The 17,711-nt window shown below is 73.7% G+C and carries 11 protein-coding genes; 5 read left to right on the forward strand and 6 right to left on the reverse strand.

The features are described from left to right. Positions 1-124: 124 nt before the first annotated feature. On the reverse strand, positions 125-1,906 hold the full coding sequence (locus ACZ7G1_RS00730; RefSeq protein WP_470881060.1) for an ABC transporter ATP-binding protein: 1,782 nt from the start codon (positions 1,904-1,906) through the stop codon (positions 125-127). After that, complete coding sequence (locus ACZ7G1_RS00735) at positions 1,903-3,720, reverse strand: ABC transporter transmembrane domain-containing protein (RefSeq protein ID WP_470881058.1); 1,818 nt, start codon at positions 3,718-3,720, stop codon at positions 1,903-1,905. Before ACZ7G1_RS00735 ends, ACZ7G1_RS00730 begins: the two co-directional genes overlap by 4 nt. A gap of 187 nt (positions 3,721-3,907) precedes the next feature. Here ACZ7G1_RS00735 and ACZ7G1_RS00740 point away from each other — a divergent pair, with 187 nt between their 5' ends. Beyond that, the gene (locus tag ACZ7G1_RS00740) at positions 3,908-5,530 is read left to right on the forward strand and encodes a peptide-N4-asparagine amidase (protein ID WP_470881056.1); all 1,623 of its coding nucleotides are present in this window, start codon (positions 3,908-3,910) and stop codon (positions 5,528-5,530) included. A 48-nt stretch (positions 5,531-5,578) separates the two neighbouring features. Here ACZ7G1_RS00740 and ACZ7G1_RS00745 read toward each other — a convergent pair whose 3' ends face one another. The 3 genes from ACZ7G1_RS00745 to ACZ7G1_RS00755 all read right to left on the reverse strand — a co-directional run bounded on the left by ACZ7G1_RS00745 (position 5,579) and on the right by ACZ7G1_RS00755 (position 10,667). Beyond that, positions 5,579-6,967 (reverse strand): Gfo/Idh/MocA family protein, encoded by a 1,389-nt coding sequence (locus ACZ7G1_RS00745; RefSeq protein ID WP_470881054.1) that lies wholly within the window; start codon positions 6,965-6,967, stop codon positions 5,579-5,581. Positions 6,968-7,210: 243 nt separating this feature from the next. After that, complete coding sequence (locus tag ACZ7G1_RS00750) at positions 7,211-10,135, reverse strand: FAD-binding and (Fe-S)-binding domain-containing protein (RefSeq protein ID WP_470881052.1); 2,925 nt, start codon at positions 10,133-10,135, stop codon at positions 7,211-7,213. A 40-nt stretch (positions 10,136-10,175) separates the two neighbouring features. Then, positions 10,176-10,667, reverse strand: a complete 492-nt coding sequence (locus ACZ7G1_RS00755; protein WP_470881050.1) for a MarR family winged helix-turn-helix transcriptional regulator — start codon at positions 10,665-10,667, stop codon at positions 10,176-10,178. An 89-nt stretch (positions 10,668-10,756) separates the two neighbouring features. Here ACZ7G1_RS00755 and ACZ7G1_RS00760 point away from each other — a divergent pair, with 89 nt between their 5' ends. After that, positions 10,757-12,601 (forward strand): ABC transporter ATP-binding protein, encoded by a 1,845-nt coding sequence (locus ACZ7G1_RS00760; RefSeq protein ID WP_470881048.1) that lies wholly within the window; start codon positions 10,757-10,759, stop codon positions 12,599-12,601. Between the two features lie 368 nt (positions 12,602-12,969). Further along, a complete protein-coding gene (mltG, locus tag ACZ7G1_RS00765) occupies positions 12,970-13,812 on the forward strand; it encodes an endolytic transglycosylase MltG (RefSeq protein WP_470881065.1) in 843 nt (280 codons plus the stop codon). A gap of 4 nt (positions 13,813-13,816) precedes the next feature. Here mltG and ACZ7G1_RS00770 read toward each other — a convergent pair whose 3' ends face one another. Then, a complete protein-coding gene (locus tag ACZ7G1_RS00770) occupies positions 13,817-14,926 on the reverse strand; it encodes an NAD(P)-binding domain-containing protein (RefSeq protein ID WP_470881046.1) in 1,110 nt (369 codons plus the stop codon). Between the two features lie 162 nt (positions 14,927-15,088). Between ACZ7G1_RS00770 and ACZ7G1_RS00775 the strand changes: the two genes are divergently transcribed. Both ACZ7G1_RS00775 and ACZ7G1_RS00780 read left to right on the forward strand, forming a co-directional pair. Continuing rightward, on the forward strand, positions 15,089-15,637 hold the full coding sequence (locus tag ACZ7G1_RS00775; protein WP_470881044.1) for a nitrobindin family protein: 549 nt from the start codon (positions 15,089-15,091) through the stop codon (positions 15,635-15,637). Positions 15,638-15,640: 3 nt separating this feature from the next. Beyond that, positions 15,641-17,659, forward strand: coding sequence for a prolyl oligopeptidase family serine peptidase (locus ACZ7G1_RS00780; protein ID WP_470881042.1), 2,019 nt, complete (start codon positions 15,641-15,643; stop codon positions 17,657-17,659). The last annotated feature ends 52 nt before the right edge of the window (positions 17,660-17,711 follow it).

Raw genomic sequence — 17,711 nt, forward strand, 5'->3', positions numbered from 1 at the left:
TCGGCCACACCCCCCCTCCCCCCCCCCCCCTCCCCCCCCCCCCCCCCCCCCCCCCCCCCCCCCCCTCCCCCCCCCCCCCCCCCCCCCCCCCCCCCCCCGGGGTGCGCACCTCACGGCCGGCGGCTCAGCCGTGCCAGGACCGCCACAGGGCCGCGTACGCGCCGTCCGCCGCGACCAGTTCGTCATGGCTCCCGAGCTCGCTGATCCGGCCCGACTCGACCACCGCGATCAGGTCGGCGTCATGGGCCGTGTGCAGCCGGTGGGCGATGGCCACGACCGTACGGCCGTCCAGGACCCGGGCCAGCGAGCGCTCCAGGTGCCGGGCCGCGCGCGGGTCGAGCAGCGAGGTCGCCTCGTCCAGGACCAGCGTGTGCGGGTCCGCCAGGACGAGCCGGGCCAGGGCGATCTGCTGGGCCTGGGCCGGGGTCAGCGCGTGACCGCCCGAACCGACCTCGGTGTCGAGGCCCTCGGCGAGCGCACGGGCCCAGCCGTCGGCGTCGACCGCCGACAGGGCGGCCCACAGGGCGGTGTCCTCGGCGCCGGTCCTGGCCAGGAGCAGGTTGTCGCGCAGGGAGCCCACGAACACGTGGTGCTCCTGGTTGACCAGGGCCACGTGCTCACGGACCCGCTCGGCGGGCATCCGGGCCAGCTCGGCGGAGCCGAGGGTCACGGAACCGGTGCGCGGGGCGTAGATCCCGGCGAGGAGCCGGCCCAGCGTGGACTTGCCCGCGCCGGACGGACCGACCAGGGCGATCCGGGTGCCCGGCGCGACCTTCAGCGACACCTCGTGCAGGACGTCGACGCCCTCGCGGTAGCCGAACCTCACCTCCTCGGCCCGCACCGCCCGGCCCTCGGGCCGCACGCTCCGGTCGCCCGCGTCCGGCTCGATGTCCCGGACGCCCACGAGGCGGGCGAGCGACACCTGCGCGACCTGGAGCTCGTCGTACCAGCGCAGGACGATGCCGATGGGGTCGACCAGCATCTGGGCGAAGAGCGCGCCCGTCGTCAGCTGCCCGACGTCGATCCAGCCCTGGAAGACGAAGAACCCGCCGAGCAGCAGGACCGCGCAGAGGACCGTCGTATGGGTGGCGGTGACGACCGGGAAGAGGACCGAGCGCAGGAACAGCGTGTACCGCTCCCACGCCACCCACTCGGTGATGCGCCGCTCGGAGAGCGCGATCCGGCGCGCGCCCAGCCGGTGCGCCTCGACCGTGCGGCCCGCGTCGACCGTCTCCGCGAGCGAGGCGGCGACCGCCGCGTACCCCGCGGACTCCGAGCGGTACGCGGAGGGCGCCCGTTTGAAGTACCAGCGGCAGCCGACGATCAGCACCGGCGCGGCGAGCAGGGCGGCGAGCGCGAGCGGGGGAGCGGTCACGGCGAGACCGCCGAGCAGCAGGCCCGCCCAGGCCACGCCGATGACCAGCTGGGGCACGGCCTCGCGCATGGCGTTGGCGAGCCGGTCGACGTCCGTGGTGATCCGGGACAGCAGGTCGCCGGTCCCGGCCCGTTCGAGGACGCCCGGAGGCAGCGCGACCGAGCGGACGAGGAAGTCCTCGCGCAGGTCGGCGAGCATCTCCTCGCCCAGCGTCGCCCCGCGCAGCCGGACCAGCCGCGTGAACACGGTCTGCACGAGCAGCGCGGCCGCGAAGAGCGCGACCGTCCGCTCCAGATGGAGGTCGCGGGCCCCGGCGGAGAGCCGGTCCACGACCGAACCGAGGAGGTACGGGCCCACCATCGAGGCGATCACGGCGACCGCGTTCACGCCGACGAGCAGCGTGAACGCCGTGCGGTGGCGGCGCAGCAGCGCGCGCACATAGGCCCGTACGGTCGCGCTGCCCGCGACGGGCAGCGTCGTCGCCGTCCGGGGGGCCGCCGGGTCGTACTCCGGAGGCGCCAGGCCGATCATGCCGATTCCCCTTCCAGTGCTTCGAGTGCGAGACCGGCGTCGGCCGTCTCCCGTGCTGTGGCCGCGGCGAGTTCCTCGTCCGTCTCGCGGGTGACGACGGCCCGGTAGCGGGGCTCCTTCGAGAGGAGCTCGCGGTGGGTGCCGACGGCGACCGCCTGCCCGTCGTGGACCAGGACGACCCGGTCGGCGCGGTCCAGGAGCAGCGGCGAGGAGGCGAGGACCACGGTCGTCCCGCCCTCGCGGAGACCGGCGATCCCGGCGGCCACCCGCGACTCGGTGTGCGCGTCGACGGCGGAGGTCGGCTCGTCGAGGACGAGCACCGCCGGGTCGGTGACCAGCGAGCGCGCGAGCGCGAGCCGCTGGCGCTGGCCGCCGGAGAGCGACCGGCCGCGCTCGGTGATCCCGGTCCGCATCGGGTCCCCGCCGGTGTCGACGGAGGCTTGCGCGAGGGCGTCGAGGACGTCCCCGCACTGGGCGGCGGCGAGCGCGTCCGCGGCCCGCACCGCGCCCGACGAGGGCACGTCGAGGAGCTCGCCGAGCGTGCCGGAGAGCAGCACCGGGTCCTTGTCCTGGACGAGGACGGCCGTACGGGCGGTCTCCAGCGGCAGTTCGTCGAGCGGGACCCCGCCCAGGAGGACCGAGGTGTGGTCCTCGCCGGGCTCGGCCGGGTGGCCGCCGAGCCGGTCCGCGAGGCGTCCGGCCACGTCCGGGTCGCCGCAGACGACGGCGGTGAACTGTCCGGCGGGGGCGAGGAGTCCGGTCAGCGGGTCGTACAGGTCGCCGCTCGCCTCGCGCTCCGGCTCCCCGACGGCGGTCGTCGTGCGGGTGAGCGCGAGGACCCGGGCGGCCCGCTTGGCGGACGGCCGCGAGAAGGAGTACGCCATGGCGATCTCCTCGAAGTTCCGCAGCGGGTGATGGGTCAGGGCCACCGCGCCGTAGATCATGACCAGCTCGCCGACCGTGATGCGTCCGTCGAGCGCGAGCCGCGCCCCGTACGCCACCACCACGATGAGCAGGATGCCCGGCAGGACGACCTGGATCGCGGCGATCAGGGCCCACATCCGCGCGCTGTGCACGGCCGCCTTGCGGACCTCCTGGGAGGCGGCGCGGTAGCGGCCGAGGAAGAGCTCCTCGCCGCCGATGCCGCGCAGCACGCGGAGTCCCGCGACGGTGTCGGAGGCCAGCTCGGTGGCCTTGCCGGCCTTCTCGCGCTGGAGGTCGGCCCGGGCCGTCGCGCGGGGCAGGAGCGGGAGCACGGCGAGGGCGAGGACGGGGACGCCGACGGCCACGACGATGCCGAGCGCCGGCTGGTAGACGACGAGGGCCCCGCAGACGATCAGCAGGGTGGTGGCCGCGGCGGCGAACCGGGACAGCGCCTCGACGAACCAGCCGATCTTCTCGACGTCGCCCGTGGAGACGGCCACGACCTCGCCCGCCGCGACCCGCCGGGTCAGGGCGGCGCCCAGCTCGGCGGTCTTGCGGGACAGGAGCTGCTGGACGCGCGCGGCGGCGGTGATCCAGTTGGTGACGGCGGTGCGGTGGAGCATCGTGTCGCCGACGGCGATCGCGATGCCGAAGAGCACGAGCAGGCCGCCGCCGAGGGCGAGCCGCCCGCCGTCCCGGTCCACGACCGCCTGCACGGCGATCCCGATGCCCACCGGCAGCGCGGCGATGCCCAGCTGGAGCAGCAGCCCCCACAGCAGGGCCTTCACCTGGCCGCCGAGCTGGTTGCGGCCGAGCCAGAGGAGGAAACGGGTGCCCGACCGGACGTCGGGGATCCCTGGGTCGGCGTAGGGGAGATCTCGAATCTGCATGACGTCCCAGGGTCTTGGGTGTGTCCGGATCTGTCCGGCGCGGGAAAGGAAACCGTGCAAGGTTCGCTTTTTCCCCTGGTGGCGGCAATCGATTTTCTCCGCGCCGGCTCATGAGGGAACAGATCGCGCCATGTCCGCACATCGTCCTCTGGACCGCGCACGGGCGGTCACGCTTCACTTCCGCCCCATGAGATCACTCAAGATCATGAGCATGATCAGCGGCCTGATCCTGGCCGCCGGAACCCTGCTCGCCGCCCAGCCGGCCGCCGCCGAAGGCCCGAACGGCCCGACGCCCCCGGCCGAGTTCACCACCGACTGGCACGACCCGGTCACCGCCGCCCCGCCCGTCGCCACCCCCGGAACGCGGTCCTGCGAGGTGACCCTCGCCGCCGCGAAATTCCGCGACTTCACGCCGTACCAGGGGAGTTACACCCCGCCCGAGGACTGCGACACCAAGTGGAACAAGATCGTCCTGCGCCTCGAAGGAAACGTGAAGGGCCGCCAGTACGACCGGCTCGGCTACATCACCGTCGGCGGCGTCGAGATCCTCCGCACCTCCACGCCCCAGCCCTCGCCCGACGGCATCGAGTGGTCCGTCGAGAAGGACGTCACCCGCTACCACGACACCCTCAGCCGCCCGCAGCCGGTCGAGATGCTCATCGGCAATGTCGTGAACGAGACGTACACCGGCGTCCTCGACGTCCGCGTCACCCTCACCTTCCACACGGCGGAGGGCCGGGTGAAACCCGCCGCCGGCACGCCCGACCGGGTGATCCCCCTCACCGGCTCCACCCTCACCACCCCGCGCAACACCGAACGCCTCCTCGCCGAGGTGTACGCCACCGGCTCCGGCGGCGGCTGCGAGGAGTACTGGTACCTCTCCGCCCCCGACGCCGCCCCGTACTCCTGCCGGGCGAGCGAGGGCCCGCACCGCGAGGTCCGCGTCGCCGTCGACGGCAGGCTCGCCGGCATCGCCGCGCCCTTCCCGACGGTCTGGACCGGCGGCTGGTCCAACCCCTTCCTCTGGTACGTCACCCCCGCACCGCGCGCCTTCGACGTCCAGCCCGTCGTCTACGACCTGACGCCCTTCGCCGCCCTCCTCAACGACGGCCGCGCCCACCGCGTCGAGGTCACCGTCGCCGGCGTCCCGGCCGGCCTGGCGGGCTGGTCCACGCCCACCAACATGCTGCTCTGGCAGGACGAGGGCAGCCGGGTCGTCACCGGCGGCCTCGACCGGCACGAGGAGACCGCCCCGCGCAACTCGTCCGTGTACACGGCGGACTCCGGCGGCGGCGCGACCCCGCACCGGCTCGACACCGACGCCACCCACCGGCTGACCGTCGCCGGCCACCTCGACACCTCGCACGGCCGCGTCGACACCACCGTCGCCCGGACCGTCGCCCACACCTCCACGCACCGCTGGGGCGAGGGCGAGAACCCGGACGCGTACACCGGCCGCTGGACCGACGACGAGACCGTCACCACCGGCCGGACCACCACCCGGGTGCACCGCGTCTACACCATGGACGGCGAGACCACGATCGGCGCCGGCGACCGTCTCCGTACCGTCCTCACCCTCGGGGACCGGGCCGACACCGTCGCCGTACGCGACGGGCGGCGCGTCTCCTGGTCGCGGCTCGACGACACGTACACCGGCGACGCCACCTACACCTCCGGCGTCCCGCGCGACCAGCGGCACGCGGTCGGCACCACGACCGAGCGCTACCGGCTGTACGGCACGGGCGGCTGCCACGACCGGACCCTGACGACCGTGCAGGGCACCCTCACGCGGGACCTGCGCCGCTGCTGAACACGACGACGCCCGGCCCCGTGCGCACAGGGGCCGGGCGCCGCGTTCTCAGGCCGGCCGCACCGAGTCCATGCCGGGCCGGGCCTTGCGCCATTCACCGCGGGTGAAGTCGGGGATCTCCTGCGGTGCGCCCTTGGCCTTGATCGAGGCGTGGCTCAGCGGCACCGGAGCGGTCCAGGTGGCGGCGTCGTACACGTCGAAGTCCGGGACGAGCCCGAGCCGGAGACACTGCGTCAGCCGGTAGACCATGATGTAGTCCATGCCGCCGTGACCGCCCGGCGGGTTGGCGTGGTCCTTCCAGAGCCAGTGGTCGAACTCCTCCGCGTACGCCGAGAAGTCGCCCCACTGGTCGTCCCCGTGGTCCGGCTCCAGGTAGATCCGGGCCGGGTAGTCCTCGAAGACGCCCCGGGTGCCGCCCAGGCTGTTGATCCGGCTGTACGGGTGCGGCGTGGAGACGTCGTGTTCGAGGCGGATCACCCGGCCCTTGGCCGTCTGGACCAGGCTGATCGTCCGGTCGCTCTCGATGTACGTCTCCTTCCAGCTCGGGTCGCCCGGCGGCATGTGCTCCGCGCGGTACTGGGCGAGCCCGAGCGCCGGGGTGCCGAAGCTGCTGATGCTCACCGCCCGGTCGCCGCGGTTGACGTCCATGTAGTTGGCGACGGGACCGAAGCCGTGGTTCGGGTAGAGGTCGCCGCGCATGCGGGTGTGCCAGCGGCGGCGCCAGGGCCCCTCGTAGTACGTGGGGGAGAACATCAGGGCGCGCAGGTCGTGGTTGTAGGCGCCGGCCCCGTGCAGCAGGTCGCCGAACTTGCCGGCGTGCGCCATCCGCAGGACCCGCAGCTCGTTGCGCCCGTAGCAGCAGTTCTCCAGCTGCATGCAGTGCCGGCGGGTCCGCTCCGACAGGTCGACCAGCGACCACAGTTCGTCGAGCCGCAGCGCGACCGGACACTCCACGCCGACGTGCTTGCCGTGCAGCATCGCGGCCCGGGCGATCGCGTAGTGGCTGTCCCACGGGGTGGCCACGTGCACGAAGTCGACGTCCGCGCGGGCGCAGAGGTTCTCGTAGTCCTCCTCGCCCTTGCCGTAGACGGCGGGGGCGGGCTGCCCCGCGGCGGTGACCTTCGCGGTCGCCCGCTCGGTCTTCTCGCGCACCGGATCGCAGACGGCGACCACCCGCACCCCGGGCAGGGCGAGGTAGAGGCCGATCATCGCGTTGCCCCGGTTGCCGAGGCCGACGATCCCGACGCGCACCGTGGAGCGGCGCTCGAAGGGCACGCCGGCCATGGTGGCGGCGGCCCGGCGCGGCTCCGCCGCCGCGCCGGGGGAGGCGGCGGCGCTCTGGGCGCCGGTGACGGAGACGCCGATGCCCGCGCCTGCGGCGGCGGTGGTCCTGAGCACCTCGCGGCGGCTCGGGGTACGCGGTGGCTGCTCGTTCATGGAACCTCCCGGAGCTCTGTGCACGGCTGTCTCATGAATCCCGCACAGGACCCTGGCCCCGGTGCCCGAGGGTGCGCAAGGGCGCCGACAGGTCACGTGCGACGGGTAGTCGGACCTTACTGTTCCGCCTGTCGCACCACGCCGAGGCCGACGGCCACCGTCACCCGAACATACGAAGGACCCCTCACCGGCCGGGGTGAGGGGTCCTGTGACCGGCCGCTTCGGCCGGAAGGTGACGCTCGGTCAGGGGCGCGTCGCGTGCTCAAGGGCGAGGAGGACCGACCCGTACGCGCGGCCCGTCGCCCGGTCCATCCCGATCTCGCACATGCGGTTGGCCGAGAGGTGCGCGTCGAACGGGCGGGCCGTCACCTCGGCCGCCTCGCGGGCCGTCGCCGAGGCCGTCAGCTCCGGATGCAGCATGCCGCGGTCGCCCGCGAAGGCGCAGCAGCCGGCGTCGGCGGGCACCACGACCTCCTCCGCGCAGGCCCCGGCGAGCGCTGTCAGCCTGTCCTCGTCGCCCAGGTGCCGCATCGAGCACGTCGGGTGGACCACGGCGGAGCCGACCCGGCGGCGCACGTCGAGTCGGGGGAGCAGCTCGTCCGCCGCCCACACCAGCGAGTCGAGGACCGTCAGCTCGGCGTGCAGCTCCCGGTTGTCGTCCGTCAGGTACGGCACCACCTCGTGCGCGATGCCGAGCGTGCACGAGGAGGCGTCCACCACGAGCGGCAGCTTCCCGCCGGCCGTCCATCCCCAGGCCGCCTCGACGATCCGGTTCGCCATCACCTCGTTGCCCCGCTCGTACCCCTTGGAGTGCCAGATCGTGGCGCAGCACGTACCGGCCACGTCGTCCGGGATCCACACCGGCTTCCCGGCCCGCGCCGACACCGCGACCACGGCCTCGGGGAGCGACGGCCCCTCGTGTCCTTCGGGGGCGCCGAAGATGCGGTTCACGCACGCCGGGTAGTAGACGGCGACGGCCGCCGGGCGGTGGGTGCGGGGCAGCCGTCGGGCCGCCGCGCCGGGGATCTCGGGCAGCCACTCCGGTACGAGGTCGGGCCGCACGATCCGGCGCGCCAGACCGGTCGCCGACTCCAGGACCCGGTCGCCGATGCGGTCGGCCGCGGCGACCGCGAGCCGCGCCGAGGCCTCCACCGCGCGGAAGTTCCGCGCGGCCAGCGCGGCGATCCGCTCCTCGCGCGCGGAGTGCCGCTCGTGCCGGAACTCCTTCATCAGCGCGCCGGTGTCGATCCCGACCGGACAGGCCAGCTTGCAGGTGGAGTCGCCGGCGCAGGTGTCGACGGCGTCGTAGCCGTACGACTCCAGGAGTCGCGCCTCGACGGGGGAGCCGTCGGCCTGGCGCATCATCTCGCGGCGCAGCACGATCCGCTGGCGCGGAGTGGTCGTCAGATCGTGGCTCGGGCAGGTCGGTTCGCAGAAGCCGCACTCGATGCAGGGATCGGCGATCCGTTCCACGGCGGGGATCGTCTTCAGGCCGCGGAGATGGGCCTGCGGGTCGCGGTCGAGGACGATCCGCGGGGCGAGTACCCCGTCGGGGTCGACGGCCTCCTTGACGCGCCACATCAGCTCGGTCGCCCGCGTGCCCCACTCCAGTTCGAGGAACGGGGCGATGTTGCGGCCGGTGGCGTGCTCGGCCTTCAGCGAGCCGTCGAAGCGCTCCACGGTGAGCTTGCAGAACTCGTCCATGAAGGCCGCGTACCGCTCGACGTCGGAGGGGTCGGCGGCGTCGAAGGCGAGCAGGAAGTGGAGGTTGCCGTGGGCCGCGTGGCCGGCGACGGCCGCGTCGAAGCCGTGCCGTGACTGGAGGTCGAGCAGGGCGGCGCACGCCTCCGCGAGGCGGCCTGGCGGCACCGCGAAGTCCTCGGTGATCAGGGTCGTACCGGAGGGGCGGGAACCGCCGACCGCCGTCACGAACGCCTTGCGGGCCTTCCAGTACCCGGAGATCCGCTTCGGGTCCCGGGTGAACGCGTTCTCCACGGACGGCACCGGGGCCACCAGGTCGAGCCCGGTGAGGACGGCCTCGGCCGCCCGCTCGTACGCCTCGCGCGCCGCCGCGTCCGGGGCCCGGAACTCGACCAGGAGCGCCGCCGTCTCCTTGGGCAGCTCCGCCCAGTCGGCGGGCACGCCCTCGACGCTCACCGAGGCCCGCAGGGTGTTGCCGTCCATCAGTTCGACGGCGAGCGCCCCCGCCTCGTTGAACAGCGGCACGGCCTCGGCGGCGGCCGGCAGCGAGGGGAAGAACAGCAGGGCGGTGGAGACCTCGCGGTCCAGCGGCAGGGTGTCGAAGACGACCTCGGAGATGAAGCCGAAGGTGCCCTCGGAGCCGACCATCAGGCCCCGCAGGATCGCGGCGGGCGTGGCGCCGTCCAGGAAGGCGTCGAGCCGGTAGCCGTTGGTGTTCTTGATGGCGTACTTGGCCCGGATCCGGGCGGTGAGCTCGGCGTCGGCCTCGATCTCGGCCTTCAGCGCGAGGAGCTCCGCGCACAGCCGCGGCTCGGCGCGGGCGAGCTCCTCGTCGGCGGCCGGGTCGCCGGTGTCCACGACGGTGCCGCTCGGCAGCACGAAGGTGAGGGAGGAGACCGTCCGGTAGGAGTTCCGGGTCGTCCCGGCCGTCATGCCCGAGGCGTTGTTGGCGACGACCCCGCCGATCGTGCAGGCGACCGCGCTGGCCGGGTCGGGGCCGAGGACCCGCCCGTAGGGGGCGAGCGCCGCGTTGGCCCGTACGACGGTGGTGCCGGGCCTGACCCGGGCTCGGGCGCCGTCGTCGAGGACCTCGACGCCCACCCAGTGGCGGCGGACGTCGACGAGGATGTCCTCGCCCTGCGCCTGCCCGTTGAGGCTGGTCCCGGCGGCCCGGAAGACTACCTCGCGGCCCTTGCCGTGCGCGTACGACAGGATCGTGGAGATGTCGTCGATGTCCTCGGCGACCACGACGACCTGCGGCACGAAGCGGTACGGGCTGGCGTCCGAGGCGTACCGCACCAGGTCGGAGACCTTCGAGAGGACCTTCTCGGGACCCAGGAGCTCGGTCAGCTCCTCGCGCAGCCGGCGGGGCGTGCCGCGCGCCTGGAGTTCCGGCACCCGGTCCGGCGCAGGGCTCCGCTTCGTCCCGGGGCGGAGGGCCTGCGGGCTCGGCTCGAACAGCGGCATGGCAGGGCTCCCCTTCGGCGCGTCCCGGGGCCCGGAAGGGTCAGCAGCCGCTCTCCGGGCCGCGGTCGACCAGGGCGGACAGCAGACCTCCGAGCACCTCGCGCTGTTCGACGGTCAATGGAGCAAGGATGTCCTCTGCGGCCGCCCGGCGCGCGCTGCGCAGCTCCCGCAGCGTGGCGCGGCCCGCGTCGGTGAGCTCGATCCGGATCACCCGGCGGTTGCTCGGATCGGGCACCCGGCGCACCCGGTCGCTCGCCTCCAGGCCGTCGACGAGACTGGTCACGGCCCTGGGGACGACCTCCAGGCGGGCGGCGAGGTCCGCCATCCGGGGCGGCTCGCCGAAGTGCGCGACCGTGCGCAGGAGCCGGGACTGGGCGGGAGTGATGCCGACCGGTTCCAGATGGTGCTTCTGGACGCGGTGCAGGCGGCGGGTGAGCCGCAGCAGCTGCTCGGCGAGGAGCCCGTCGACGTCGGGCGAGCCCGGGCCGTCGCTCGAACGGTCGGACACGCTCGTACGGTCGGAGGTGGTCATGCGGGAACAATATCAGGACCTGGTTCATTGTGAGTGTAGGTAACAATGAGCTATGCTCTGCTGGAATCGTCGATCCATCGAAGGAGCCCATGCGCCCCCACGACCAGTCCGACTGGACACCCCCGCCCCGTGACTCCACCCAGCCGAAGGAGCCCGCCCAGCTGCGGCGCATCCTGCGGCTCTTCCGGCCCTACCGCGGGCGCCTCGCGCTCGTCGGCCTCCTGGTCGGCGCCGCCTCGCTCGTCTCGGTCGCCTCGCCGTTCCTCCTGAAGGAGGTGCTGGACACCGCGATCCCGCAGGGCCGCACCGGCCTGCTCAGCCTGCTGGCCCTCGGCATGATCGCGACCGCCGTCCTGAACGGCGTGTTCGGCGTGCTCCAGACCCTGATCTCCACCACCGTCGGCCAGCGCGTCATGCACGACCTGCGCACCGGGGTGTACGAGCAGCTCCAGCGGATGCCGCTCGCCTTCTTCACCCGCACCCGCACCGGCGAGGTCCAGTCCCGCATCGCCAACGACATCGGAGGCATGCAGGCCACCGTCACCGGGACGGCCACCTCGCTCGTCTCCAACCTCACCGCCGTCGTCGCGACCGTGGTCGCCATGCTCGCCCTCGACTGGCGGCTCACCCTCGTCTCGCTGCTCCTGCTGCCCGTCTTCGTCTGGATCAGCCGGCGGGTCGGCCGCGAGCGCAAGCGGATCACCACCCAGCGGCAGAAGCAGATGGCCGCCATGGCCGCGACCGTCACCGAGTCCCTCTCGGTCAGCGGCATCCTGCTCGGCCGCACGATGGGCCGGGCCGACTCGCTGACGAAGTCCTTCGCCGAGGAGTCCGAGCGCCTCGTCGACCTCGAAGTGCGCTCCTCCATGGCCGGACGGTGGCGGATGTCCACCATCAGCATCGTCATGGCCGCCATGCCCGCCCTGATCTACTGGGCCGCCGGCATCGCGCTCGGCCCGGGTGGCGCCACGATCTCGCTGGGCACCCTCGTCGCCTTCGTCACGCTCCAGCAGGGCCTCTTCCGGCCCGCCGTGAGCCTGCTCTCGACCGGCGTCCAGATGCAGACCTCGCTCGCGCTCTTCCACCGCATCTTCGAGTACCTGGACCTGCCCGTCGACATCGCCGAGCCCGCCGAGCCGGTCCGGCTCCCGCGCGTCAGCGGCGAGGTCGCCTTCGAGAAGGTCGAGTTCCGCTACGACCCCGAGGGCACCGGCCGCCCGACCCTCGACTCCATCGACCTGACCGTCCCCGCCGGCGGCAGCCTCGCGGTCGTCGGCCCCACGGGCTCCGGCAAGTCCACGCTGAGCTATCTGGTGCCCCGGCTGTACGACGTGACCGGCGGCCGCGTCACCCTCGACGGCGTCGACGTCCGCGACCTGGACTTCGACACGCTCGCCCGCGCGGTCGGCGTGGTCTCCCAGGAGACCTACCTCTTCCACGCCTCCGTCGCCGACAACCTCCGCTTCGCCAAGCCGGACGCCACCGACGAGGAGATCGAGGCCGCCGCGCGCGCCGCGCAGATCCACGACCACATCGCCTCGCTGCCCGAGGGCTACGACACCCTGGTCGGCGAGCGCGGCTACCGGTTCTCCGGCGGCGAGAAGCAGCGCCTGGCCATCGCCCGCACCATCCTGCGCGACCCGCCCGTCCTCATCCTCGACGAGGCGACCAGCGCCCTCGACACCCGCACGGAGCACGCGGTGCAGCGCGCCATCGACTCCCTGTCCGAGGGCCGCACCACCATCACCATCGCCCACCGGCTCTCCACCGTCCGGGACGCCGACCAGATCGTCGTCCTCGAGGCCGGCCGGATCGCCGAGCGCGGCACCCACGAGGAACTCCTCGCCCTCGACGGGCGGTACGCGGCCCTGGTCCGCAGGGACGCCCGCACCGAACAGGCGAACGTGGGAGCGGTTGTTCCCCAGAACGTGTGATCGTTCCCGGAATCGTTGCCCCACTCCCGTACGGCACCGGAAGATTACGGAGTGCGAGCGACGGGCTGCAGACCGCGACCGCACCGTCCCACCGAAGAACCTGTACGAGGAGAAGCACCACCATGAACGTCATCACCAACCTGCTCGCCGGCGTCCTCCACTTCCTGGGCTGGCTCGTCTGACGATCGCAGTGCCCGGCGCCGTCGGTTCCCCGTCCCAGGGGACCGGCGGCGCCGCCGCGTGCGCGGTTCCCCGGATTTTCGTACCGGCCGGGTTAGCGTGCGGCCATGACCTACCGGTCGCCGTCCCCGTACGCACCCCCGCGCCGTCCCCGCGCCCTGCCCGCACTGGGCCCCCGCCGCCCCGCGCTGCCCCGGCCTCCCCGCCGTGGCCGAGGCCCCCGGCTCACCCGGCGCGGCCGCCTCGCGCTGCTGCTCGCGGCGCTCCTCGCCGTGGCCGCCGTGATCTCCGTACCGCTGTTGCTCAGCACCGACGAACCGGCCGCCGAGCAGCCCCGGTCCCTGCTCATCCCCGAGGGCTGGCGGAGCGGACAGGTCTACGGCGCCGTCGACCGCGCCCTCGGCCTGCCCGAGGGAACCGCGCGGAAGGCCGCGAGCGCCGCCGGCACCGCCCTGCCGCTGCCCGCGGAGGCCGGCGGCAACCCCGAGGGCTACCTCTTCCCCGCCACCTATCCGGTGCTCTCCGCCACCACCCCCGAAGAGCTGCTCCGCTTCATGGCGGACACCGCCGTCAAGCGCTTCGGGACCGCCGCCATCGCCGAGGGCGCGCGGGCGCACGGACTGAGCGTCTACCAGACGGTCGTCGCGGCCAGCATCGTCCAGGCCGAGGCCGACAACCCCGAGGACATGGCGAAGGTCGCCCGGGTCGTCCACAACCGCCTCGCCCGGGGCATGGCCCTCCAGATGGACTCGACCCTCAACTACGCGCTCGGCCGCAGCACCGTGGACACGACGTACGAGGACACCCGGAACGCCAGCCCGTACAACACCTACGAGCACAAGGGCCTCCCGCCGACCCCCATCGGCAACCCGGGAGACCAGGCGCTGGACGCCGTGCTCCGCCCCGCCGACGGCGACTGGCTCTACTTCGTCACCGTCGCCCCCGGCGACACCCGCTTCACCGCCGACTACGAGGCCCACCGGGCCAACGTGGCCGAGTTCAACGCCAACCGGAGCGCCGCCCGGCAGTGAGGGCTCAGCCGGCGGTGACGCCGGTGCGCTCGCGGGCGAGGAGGCGGCGGATGTCGGAGACCGCCGCGCGGCCGGCCCGGTTGGCGCCGATGGTCGACGCGGAGGGGCCGTAGCCGACGAGGTGGACGCGTTCGTCCCGTACCGCGCGCGTCCCGTCGACCTGGATGCCGCCGCCCGGCTCCCGGAGGCGCAGCGGGGTCAGATGGTCGATGGCGGCCCGGAAGCCGGTCGCCCACAGGATCACGTCCACGTCGGCGGTCCGGCCGTCGTCCCAGGCCACCCCGGTCGGGGTGATCCGGTCGAACATCGGCAGGCGGTCCAGGATCCCGCGCTCGCGCGCCGCGCGGATGGCGTCGTTCAGCGGGAGCCCGGTGACCGAGACCACGCTCCGCGGCGGCAGCCCGCGCCGCACCCGCTCCTCGACGAGCGCCACGGCGGCCCGCCCCTCGGCCTCCCCGAAGGGGCCCTCGCGGTAGACGGGTTCGCGCCGGGTGACCCAGAAGGTCTCGGCGGCGACCTCGGCGATCTCCATCAGGTGCTGCGTGCCGGAGGCGCCGCCGCCGACGACGAGGACGCGCTGTCCCGCGAACTCCTCCGGGCCGGGGTAGCCGGAGGTGTGCAGCTGCCGTCCGCGGAAGGTCTCCTGGCCCGGGTAGCGCGGCCAGAAGGGGCGGTCCCAGGTGCCGGTGGCGTTGATCAGGGCACGCGTGGCGTACACGCCCTCCGAGGTCTCCACCCGCAGCCGCCCGCTCTCGCCCTCCCGCACGGCGGTGACGTCCACGGGCCGGTGGACGCGCAGGCCGAAGGTCCGCTCGTACGTCTCGAAGTACGCGCCGATCACCTCCGATGACGGGCGCGCGGGGTCGGCCCCGGTCAGCTCCATGCCGGGCAGCGCGTGCATCCCGTGGACCTTGCCGTAGGTGAGGGAGGGCCAGCGGAACTGCCAGGCGCCGCCGGCGCGCGGGGCGTGGTCGAGGACGACGAAGTCCCGGTCGGGCTCGAGGCCGGTCCGCTCCAGGTGGAAGGCGGCCGAAAGTCCCGCCTGTCCGGCGCCGATGACGACGACGTCCACCGGCCTGACCGCCTCGGCCTGTGCCACCTCAAGTTCGTTCACGTTTCTACCAACGGCGCTGGGGGCGCGGATCTTCCCGCCCGGGAGGGGATCGCCCGCGAGGGGACCGCCGGCCAGGGCACCGCCCGCCAGGACGCCGTTCGCCAGGGCGCCAAGATCTAAGCTGCGATCCTGCACAGCCCCCCCGACCCAGGAGCGCCTTCCATGACCGACCGCGAGCGGCCGTACCCCTTCCCCGACGCCCTCAGGCCCGAGGAGTCGCCCGCACCCCACGAACTGCTCGCGCCGGTGACCGGACTGCTCGGGACCTGGACGGGCCGGGGCCGGGGCGCGTACCCGACGCTCGCCGAGGAGTTCGCGTACGAGCAGGAGGTCACCTTCAGCCACGACGGGCGGCCCTTCCTCCACTACGAGGCGCGCGCCTGGCTGATCGACGGGGACGGCGAGCCGCTGCGGCCGGCCGCGCGCGAGAGCGGCTGGTGGCGGATGAAGCCGGACGGCGGCGTGGAGGCGCTGATCACCCAGCCGACCGGCATCGCCGAGATCATGGTCGGCGAGGCGCGGGACGGAGCGGTCGACCTCGCCACGCACACGGTCGCCCTCGCCCCCACCGCGAAGGACGTCCAGGCCACCCGCCGCCGCTATACCCTCGCGGACGACGGCACCCTCGGCTTCGTCCACGACATGGCGGCCGTCGGACAGCCGCTGGGGCACCACCTTTCGGCACAGCTGCGACGTGAGGACGGGAAGTAGCACATGGGAGACGTGACCGACGAAGACCCGTACCTGTGGCTGGAGGACGTGTCGGGTGACGAGGCGCTCGCCTGGGTGGCCGAGCGCAACGCCGAGACCGCCGACGCGCTGGCCGCCGACCCCGGCTTCGAGCCGCTGAAGAAGCGGCTGCGGGAGGTGCTCGACGCCTCGGACCGCATCCCCTACGTCGTCCGGCGCGGCCCGCACCTCTACAACTTCTGGCGGGACGCCGAGCACGTGCGCGGCCTGTGGCGGCGCACGACGCTGGAGCAGTACCGCAAGGACGCCCCCGACTGGGACGTCCTCCTGGACCTCGACGCGCTCGCCGAGGCCGAGGGCGAGAAGTGGGTGTGGGACGGGGCGCGGGTACGGCGGCCCGAGCACGACCTGGCGCTGATCCGGCTGTCGCGGGACGGCGGGGACGCCGTCGTGGTCCGCGAATTCGACCTCGCCACGCGGACGTTCGTCGAGGACGGCTTCCGGCTGCCCGAGGCGAAGACCCGGATCGGATGGATCGACGCCGACACCGTCTTCGTCGGCACGGACACCGGCCCCGGCTCGCTCACCGACTCCGGCTACCCCCGCCAGGTCCGCGTCTGGCGGCGCGGCACCCCGGTGGCGGAGGCCGAGCTGGTCTTCGAGGCCGGGCAGGAGGACGTGTCCGCCTGGGGCACGCACGACAGCACGCCGGGCTACGAGCGGGACTTCGTCGGCCGTTCCCTCGACTTCTTCCGCAGCGAGACCCATCTGCTCCGGCCGGACGGCACGCTCGTCCGGATCGACGTACCGGACGACGCCGTCGCCTACGCCCACCGCGGGCACCTGATCGTCACCCTGAAGTCCGAGTGGCTCGGGCAGCCCACCGGCTCGCTGCTCGCCTTCGACTTCGACGCCTTCCTGGCCGGCGACCGCACCCCCGAGGCGCTGTTCACCCCCGACGAGCGGACCGCCCTGTCCGGGCACGCCTGGACCCGCGGCCACCTGATCCTGGAGATCCTCCGGGACGTCAGCACCCGCATCGAGGTCCTCACCCCCGCTCCCGGCGGCGGCTGGACCCGCGAACCGCTCGTCGGCGTCCCCGAACTGTCCGCCGTCAGCGTGGTGGACACCGACCCGGACGTCTCCGACGAGTACTTCCTCGACGTGTCGGGCTTCCTCCAGTCCTCGGCCCTCTACCGGGGGCGCATCGGCGGCGACACCGAGACGCTCAAGCAGGCCCCCGACCGCTTCGACACGGCCGGCCTCGCCGTCGAGCAGCACTTCGCGACCTCCCGCGACGGCACCCGCGTGCCGTACTTCGTCATCGGCCCCGACCACGCCGTCACCGGCCCCGGACCCACCCTGCTCTACGGCTACGGCGGCTTCGAGGTCTCCCTCACCCCCTACTACGGGGCGGTCACCGGCCGGGCATGGCTGGAACAGGGCGGCACCTACGTCATCGCGAACATCCGCGGCGGCGGCGAGTACGGCCCCGACTGGCACCAGGCGGCGCTGCGCGCCGAGCGGCCGCGGGCCTTCGAGGACTTCGCGGCCGTCGCCCAGGACCTCGTCGCCCGGGGCATCACCACACCGGCCTCGCTCGGCGCGGCGGGCGGCAGCAACGGCGGCCTGCTGATGGGCGCGATGCTCACCCGCTACCCGGAACTCTTCGGCGCGATCGTCGCCCAGGTGCCGCTGCTCGACATGGCCCGCTTCCACAAGCTGCTCGCGGGCGCCTCCTGGATCGCCGAGTACGGCGACCCGGACGACGAGGCCGATCTGCCGCACCTGCTCGACCTCTCGCCGTACCACCGGCTCGAAGCGGACCGGACCTACCCGCCGGTCCTCCTCATGACCTCGACCCGCGACGACCGCGTCCACCCGGGCCACGCCCGGAAGGCCGCGGCCCGGCTGCGGGAGCTCGGCCATCCGGTGCTGTTCCACGAGAACACCGGCGGCGGCCACGCGGGCGCCGGGGACAACGAGCAGGCCGCGCACAACAGCGCCCTGATGTACACGTTCCTGCGCGGGAACCTGAGCTGACGCGGCGGCTGTGGGGGGGGGGGGGGGGGGGGGGGGGGGAAGCTACACAAAG

Source organism: Streptomyces sp. NPDC037273, assembly GCF_055603625.1.

Bases quoted from the DNA above. Each gene is read 5' to 3' on its own strand.
- ACZ7G1_RS00740 (WP_470881056.1), top strand. From the start codon at position 3,908: ATGAGATCACTCAAGATCATGAGCATGATCAGCGGCCTGATCCTGGCC.
- ACZ7G1_RS00750 (WP_470881052.1), bottom strand. From the start codon at position 10,135: ATGCCGCTGTTCGAGCCGAGCCCGCAGGCCCTCCGCCCCGGGACGAAG.
- ACZ7G1_RS00780 (WP_470881042.1), top strand. From the start codon at position 15,641: ATGGGAGACGTGACCGACGAAGACCCGTACCTGTGGCTGGAGGACGTG.
- ACZ7G1_RS00745 (WP_470881054.1), bottom strand. From the start codon at position 6,967: ATGAACGAGCAGCCACCGCGTACCCCGAGCCGCCGCGAGGTGCTCAGG.
- ACZ7G1_RS00735 (WP_470881058.1), bottom strand. From the start codon at position 3,720: ATGCAGATTCGAGATCTCCCCTACGCCGACCCAGGGATCCCCGACGTC.
- ACZ7G1_RS00755 (WP_470881050.1), bottom strand. From the start codon at position 10,667: ATGACCACCTCCGACCGTACGAGCGTGTCCGACCGTTCGAGCGACGGC.
- ACZ7G1_RS00775 (WP_470881044.1), top strand. From the start codon at position 15,089: ATGACCGACCGCGAGCGGCCGTACCCCTTCCCCGACGCCCTCAGGCCC.
- ACZ7G1_RS00760 (WP_470881048.1), top strand. From the start codon at position 10,757: ATGCGCCCCCACGACCAGTCCGACTGGACACCCCCGCCCCGTGACTCC.
- ACZ7G1_RS00730 (WP_470881060.1), bottom strand. From the start codon at position 1,906: ATGATCGGCCTGGCGCCTCCGGAGTACGACCCGGCGGCCCCCCGGACG.